The sequence below is a fragment of the Spirulina subsalsa CS-330 genome, from assembly GCF_028330765.1.
Classification (GTDB): Bacteria; Cyanobacteriota; Cyanobacteriia; order Cyanobacteriales; family Spirulinaceae; genus Spirulina; species Spirulina subsalsa_A.
On record NZ_JAQMTY010000149.1, the window covers coordinates 1 to 5,632 of the forward strand.

The following is a 5,632-nucleotide window of genomic DNA, read 5'->3' on the forward strand; positions in this document are numbered from 1 at the left end:
CATTCAGTGGACGTTAAACAGATGCTTGTGGAGGGGAATCTGGACGGGGTTTCAAGACAGAGATGACTTGAAACTAGACAAACCCAGTGAAACAAGAATCCCCCGTTATAATCTTTGATTTAACGGTGGGAGTGTCAATGACGCTGCTAAATCTGCCCCCTGCGATGACCTCATCCATTACCACCTCAACACTTTTTTTAACCGTCCTGATGATGATTGGGCTGTTCTTCTTCATTCGTGCCTCGATTAAGGAACGCATTGAACAGATCGAACTCGAAGCCAGCCAATCCACGGAGCAACTCTTTTTAGCAATGCAAACCTATTTTGAGGGGCGGGCTTATCAACTGATCACGGTGGATGACGAAACGGGACAAGCGACCTTTGAGGGGTTTGTGCGGCCCAGTGTGTTTTTGGCGGTGTTGTTGTCGGGATTGGCGGGGATTGGTTTGGTGTGTTTGGGGTTTGTGTTGTCCTATCTCGTGCCGGCGGTGGGGGATTTTGGGGTGGCGATCGCCCTCCTTTGTCCCTTAGCCGGGGTGTTCTATTGGAAACGAGCCGCCCGCGTTGAACAAGTGTTATTGAAAGTCGAAGCCGGGGACAAGAACTGCGTCAAAGTTCGGGGCCATCGGGACGAACTGGCCGAGCTTCAGCGTCAATTTGCCACGGTGGTACAGTCCTAATGCCGCGACCTCGTAAACGCTTTGCCCAACATTGGCTCCGCTCCGATGCGGCCTTACGTGCGATTATCAACGCGGCGGAATTGACAGAGAGCGATCGCATCCTCGAAATCGGCCCCGGCACTGGCTCCCTCACTCAGCACCTCCTCCCCAAAGCCGCCGCCGTGGTGGGGGTCGAAATTGACGAAGGCCTCTGTCGGCAATTGCCCAAACGCTTCCCCGTCGATAATCTTTTTGTCATTGAAGGGGATATTCTCCAGCTTGATCTCGCCGCCCAACTGGCCGAGCAGCCCCACTTCCAAGCCCCGAATAAAGTCGTGGCTAATATTCCCTACAACATCACCGGCCCCCTCTTGGAATATCTCCTCGGTCGCATCTCCCAACCCGTCACACCGCCCTACGATGTGATCGTGCTATTGGTGCAAAAGGAAATTGCCGATCGCGTTTCTGCTTCCCCTGGTTCTAAAGCCTTTGGCGTGTTATCGGTGCGGGTGCAATACCTAGCCGATGCGGAAATCATCTGCGCCGTGCCGCGCACGGCGTTTAAACCTGCACCTAAGGTGGAATCGGCAGTGATTCGGCTCCGGCCGCGTCCCCCGATTCAGCCCGCCCGTGACCCGAAACACCTCGAAATCTTGATTAAGCAAGCCTTCAGCAGCAAGCGCAAAATGCTGCGCAATAATATTAAGGGTCTGATTGAACCGGAACAATTGCTTCCGGTGTTGACTCAACTGGGGATTAACCCCGAAGCCCGTCCCGAAGCCCTCAGCGTGGCACAATGGGTGGCGTTGAGTGATGCCCTCGGCGATCGCCCCCTTGATTCTCATTCCTAAAGCCCCCCATGTATACGCTGATTGCCCCCGCCAAAATTAATCTGTACCTGGAAATTATTGGCGATCGCCCCGATGGATTTCATGAATTGGTGATGATCATGCAGAGTATTGATCTCGGCGATCGCCTCGAAATTCAGCCCAGCAACTCCACCTATCACCGCCTCACCTGCTCCGATGCTCAACTGGGGGCCAAGGAAGATAACCTCGCCTACAAAGCCGCTGTCTTGATGAGTCAGCAGTTTCCCGATGCGTTCGCCAGCCATGGCGGTGTCGCGATGCGCTTGGATAAACGGATTCCCGTTGCGGCAGGCTTGGCCGGGGGGTCAGCCGATGCGGCGGCGGTGTTGGTGGGGATTAACTTACTGTGGAATTTGGGGTTAACCCAAGGGGATTTACAAACCGTGGCGGCGCAGTTGGGGTCTGATATTCCCTTCTGTGTATCGGGGGGAACCGCGATCGCCACCGGACGCGGTGAACAACTCGATGCGCTCCCCAGTCCCCATCAACCTTTGTGGATTGTCCTTGCCAAACATAAATCCCTCAGCGTTTCCACCCCCTGGGCTTACCAAACCTATCGCCAAGAGTTTGGCCATACCTACGTTCAAGATCTCGCCGACCAAGCCGATCGCGCCCGCCATATTCACTCTGGCCCCCTGGTTGAAGCGATCGCCCAAAGCAACACCGCCACCCTCGCCGCCCATCTTCACAATGACCTCGAAGCCGTCGTCCTCCCCGCCCATCCCCAAGTTGCTCAACTGCGCCAAGCCTTCCTCGATGCGGGCGCGATCGGGGCGATGATGTCGGGGTCAGGGCCTAGTGTGTTCGCCCTTTGTGACTCCATAGAACATGCAGAACAGGTGAAGGTGACCACCCTGGCGACCGTGAATGATCCTGATTTAGGCTGTTGGATTACCAAACTCAGCAATAATGGAATTCACCTCGCAACGATCGCCTAATTACGCCTAATCACAGGGTGCGATCGTTGCCTATTTTTGAACCCGATAACTGCCATGTCAACTGCGCCCCATGCTGAATTCTGGGCCACTGAAACGCACGACTTTCTCGAACTCCGTTATCGAGCCACCGAAGTGCTTTTCGCCGAGCAAAGTCCCTTTCAGCACGTCGAAATCGTCAACACCGAAAAATACGGCAAAATCCTACTCAACGACGGCTACGTCATGATCACCGAAGCCGACGAGTTTATCTACCACGATATGCTCGTTCATGTGCCGTTGTTCACCCATCCCCATCCCCAGCGGGTTTTGATCATTGGCGGCGGTGATGGCGGTACAGCGCGGGAAGTGCTACGCCATCCGTCGGTAGAACAGTGCGTCATGGTGGAAATTGATGAGGTGGTTGTCAATGCCTGCCGCCAACATATTCCCCAAACGGCCCAAGCCTTGGATCACCCTAAGCTCACCCTCCACATTGAAGACGGCGTAAAGTACGTGGCTGAAACCGCCGAAACCTTTGATGTGGTGCTGGTGGACTCCACCGACCCCATCGGCCCGGCAACGCCTCTGTTTGGGGAAACGTTTTACCGCGATCTGGCTCGCATTCTTAACCCTGGCGGCCTGGTGGTCTCCCAGGGAGAATCGCCGTTTTACTTTGCCGCGATGCAACATAAACTACTCGATATTTTGCACCGTTGTTTCCCCACCGTGGGCCTCTACAACTATTCCAACATGAGCTATCCGGGCGGGCTGTGGTCGTTTACCTTTGCCTCTCAAGGCCTCGATCCGATCGCGGATTTTGACCCGGCGCGGGTGACAGCATCGGGGCTGGAGTTTCACTATTACAATCCGGCGATTCACCGGGCGGCCTTTGCCTTGCCCACTTTTATGCAGCGTCAGGTCAATGCGATCCTCGATAGCCCACGCTGAGGCCGGGCATCAACGCCAATAACGATCTCCCCATCGATATTCGGCGATCGCAATGATCGCTGCCCCCAAGGTGTAGGCCACGAGATCCCGTGGATCAAAGCGCGTGCCGATCACGGTACGCGCGATCGCATTATCTTCCCACCCCAACCGATAGATGATCTGGAAATATTGGGCAAATTCCACGCCCCAAGCAAAAACCAGCACGCTCACCGCAATCCAGATCGTCGGAGCGGTGGAGAGCGATCGCACCCCAAAAAACAGCAAAATCACCACCAACACATCCCCCCCCAAGGGCCGAATAATCGCATCATCCACAAACAATGCGATCAAGACCTCAACCACCAACACGATTAAAAACCCCACCAATGCCCGTCGATTCAACCTCACTACCTCAGATCCTCCCCATACCATCCCGTCATCATAAACCCAAAAAATCCCTCTTCAACCGAAGAAGGATTCTGTATTGAGTTGAGCGTGATCCGGTCAAGGGGCGATGTTACTCTTGAAGACCACCGAGGTTAAAGATAAAGGGCGCACCATTCTTTTGATCACTGCCCATCACCAGCACTTTCGGCATCTGAGCGCCGCCCTCGCGCCAGGCTTCGATCGCTTCTTTCTGGAGCACCAAGCTACCCCCCTGCGCTTTCAGGGTCTCAGCAAGAAGCCGTTGTGCTTCAGCGCGACCTGTCGCCCGGTTAATATCGGCCTGGGCTTGTTGTTCCGCTTCACGGGCAACGTAGATCGCTCGTTGCGATCGCTGTTCTGCAATCTGCTTCTCTTCCACCGCCCGGGCAAATTCCGGCGAGAAATTCAAATCCACAACACTGGTATCCAAGACAACGATGCCATACTTATCCAAACGCTCCGTAAGAGCCGCATCAAAATCCTCCTTCAACTCAGCCCGTTTGGTAATCGACTCTTCGACCGTCCGAATTGCCGCTGCAATCTTAAAGGACTCTTGAGTTTGCGGCGCAATAATCTTGGACACCACATTTTCTAACGTGCCCTGTTCACGCCGAATATTCACCACATTCAGCGGGTCAAGGCGAAAGTTGATTGCAAAGCTCGCCGTGAGTTCTTGCAGATCTTTGGTAGAACTTTGGGCGGGCACTTCAAATTTTTGAACCGTAACATCATACACATCCACCTGAGAAACGAGGGGAGGCTTGAAGTGAATCCCTTCGAGCAAAGGGCCATCTTGGGCTTTACCGAGAATACTTAACACACCAGCTTGGCCGGGATTGATAATGACAAAGGCATTAAACCCAATCAGGACAATTAGTGCAGCAATAATCCCGCCGATAATAGGCTGGAGGCTCGGTGTGGGTTGATTACGCAAAAGATTCTCCTTGAATAAATTGAAACGATTAGAAAGCTGCGATCAGGCGGATTCAATGCCGCCCAATCACAATATGGGGTCATGAAGTGCAAACAAACTATAAAAAACGCTTGATCGTGTCATGCCGATCATCAAGAGGGTTGTCTTCAAAACGCTTGAGGTGTTTTTGCCAATCATTGAGCCAACGGGCTAGGGGTTCCTGTCCATCCTGATGACGAGCGATCGCCTGTTGGCATTCACCGTAAAACTGGACAAAGCGAACATAGTTATCAATGTCGGCACCGTCAATGCTATACCCCGATGCTTGCGCGATTCTGGCAAAACCATGACGCGTTGCTTCACAGGGAGGCTTTAGCTGATCTTGCAAAGCAGGATCATCACAAACCTGTTGGAAAAATCGAATTACATCGTTTCGCCGAGACATCACGCCTTAACTCTCTACAATGGGTCACACGCTTCATTTTAAAGGAACTTTCAAGCCGTCATAGTAACTCGTTCACGGCTTTTACTAAAGTTAATGGAGTGCGATCGTTAGACCAAGCACCTAACCCCATCCCATTAAGACATCATGAAAGATCTATAAGATCAATCCCTTCCCCCTGCACTCAGATCCACCGCCGAACATCGTGAACGTAACCAGCCGAACATCGTGAATGTAACCAGCAGTCCACCTCTTGACGCAACCAGAACAGCAACGACAAACTTGCAGAACATCAGAATCAAAGCACAAAGAGAACCACTAAAATTTTAGTGGTTCTCTTTCAAAAGATAAAAGCTGGCATCGAGCTATTTTACCAGGAAGCAACCCTCCAAGTATCGTCGCCGCTGTAGCGTTTCACAACCGAGTTCGGGATGGAATCGGAGTGGGGCCACTACGCCTTAGACACCAGCAATCCCTTC

Annotated in this window: 7 protein-coding genes and 1 rRNA gene; 4 read left to right on the plus strand and 4 right to left on the minus strand. The window is 53.0% G+C overall.

From position 1 onward, the window contains the following. The first annotated feature begins 137 nt into the window (after positions 1-137). The 4 genes from PN477_RS10125 to speE are packed head-to-tail and all read left to right on the plus strand — an operon-like array spanning position 138 to position 3,393. Positions 138-680, plus strand: coding sequence for a cofactor assembly of complex C subunit B (locus PN477_RS10125; RefSeq protein WP_272147246.1), 543 nt, complete (start codon positions 138-140; stop codon positions 678-680). Beyond that, entirely contained in the window at positions 680-1,510 is an 831-nt protein-coding gene (gene rsmA / locus PN477_RS10130; RefSeq protein WP_272115489.1) for a 16S rRNA (adenine(1518)-N(6)/adenine(1519)-N(6))-dimethyltransferase RsmA, read from the plus strand. Before PN477_RS10125 ends, rsmA begins: the two co-directional genes overlap by 1 nt. A gap of 8 nt (positions 1,511-1,518) precedes the next feature. Next, on the plus strand, positions 1,519-2,466 hold the full coding sequence (gene ispE / locus PN477_RS10135) for a 4-(cytidine 5'-diphospho)-2-C-methyl-D-erythritol kinase (RefSeq protein WP_272115491.1): 948 nt from the start codon (positions 1,519-1,521) through the stop codon (positions 2,464-2,466). A gap of 54 nt (positions 2,467-2,520) precedes the next feature. Beyond that, on the plus strand, positions 2,521-3,393 hold the full coding sequence (gene speE / locus PN477_RS10140) for a polyamine aminopropyltransferase (protein ID WP_272115493.1): 873 nt from the start codon (positions 2,521-2,523) through the stop codon (positions 3,391-3,393). Positions 3,394-3,402: 9 nt separating this feature from the next. Here the strand turns inward: speE and PN477_RS10145 are convergent, their stop codons facing one another. The 4 genes from PN477_RS10145 to rrf all read right to left on the minus strand — a co-directional run bounded on the left by PN477_RS10145 (position 3,403) and on the right by rrf (position 5,623). After that, positions 3,403-3,774 (minus strand): ribosomal maturation YjgA family protein, encoded by a 372-nt coding sequence (locus PN477_RS10145; protein WP_272115494.1) that lies wholly within the window; start codon positions 3,772-3,774, stop codon positions 3,403-3,405. Positions 3,775-3,889: 115 nt separating this feature from the next. After that, positions 3,890-4,732, minus strand: a complete 843-nt coding sequence (locus tag PN477_RS10150) for a prohibitin family protein (protein WP_072620024.1) — start codon at positions 4,730-4,732, stop codon at positions 3,890-3,892. A gap of 97 nt (positions 4,733-4,829) precedes the next feature. Next, on the minus strand, positions 4,830-5,156 hold the full coding sequence (locus PN477_RS10155) for a Nif11-like leader peptide family natural product precursor (RefSeq protein WP_272115498.1): 327 nt from the start codon (positions 5,154-5,156) through the stop codon (positions 4,830-4,832). 349 nt (positions 5,157-5,505) lie between these two features. Beyond that, a 5S ribosomal RNA gene (rrf, locus tag PN477_RS10160) occupies positions 5,506-5,623 on the minus strand. Between the last annotated feature and the right edge of the window lie 9 nt (positions 5,624-5,632).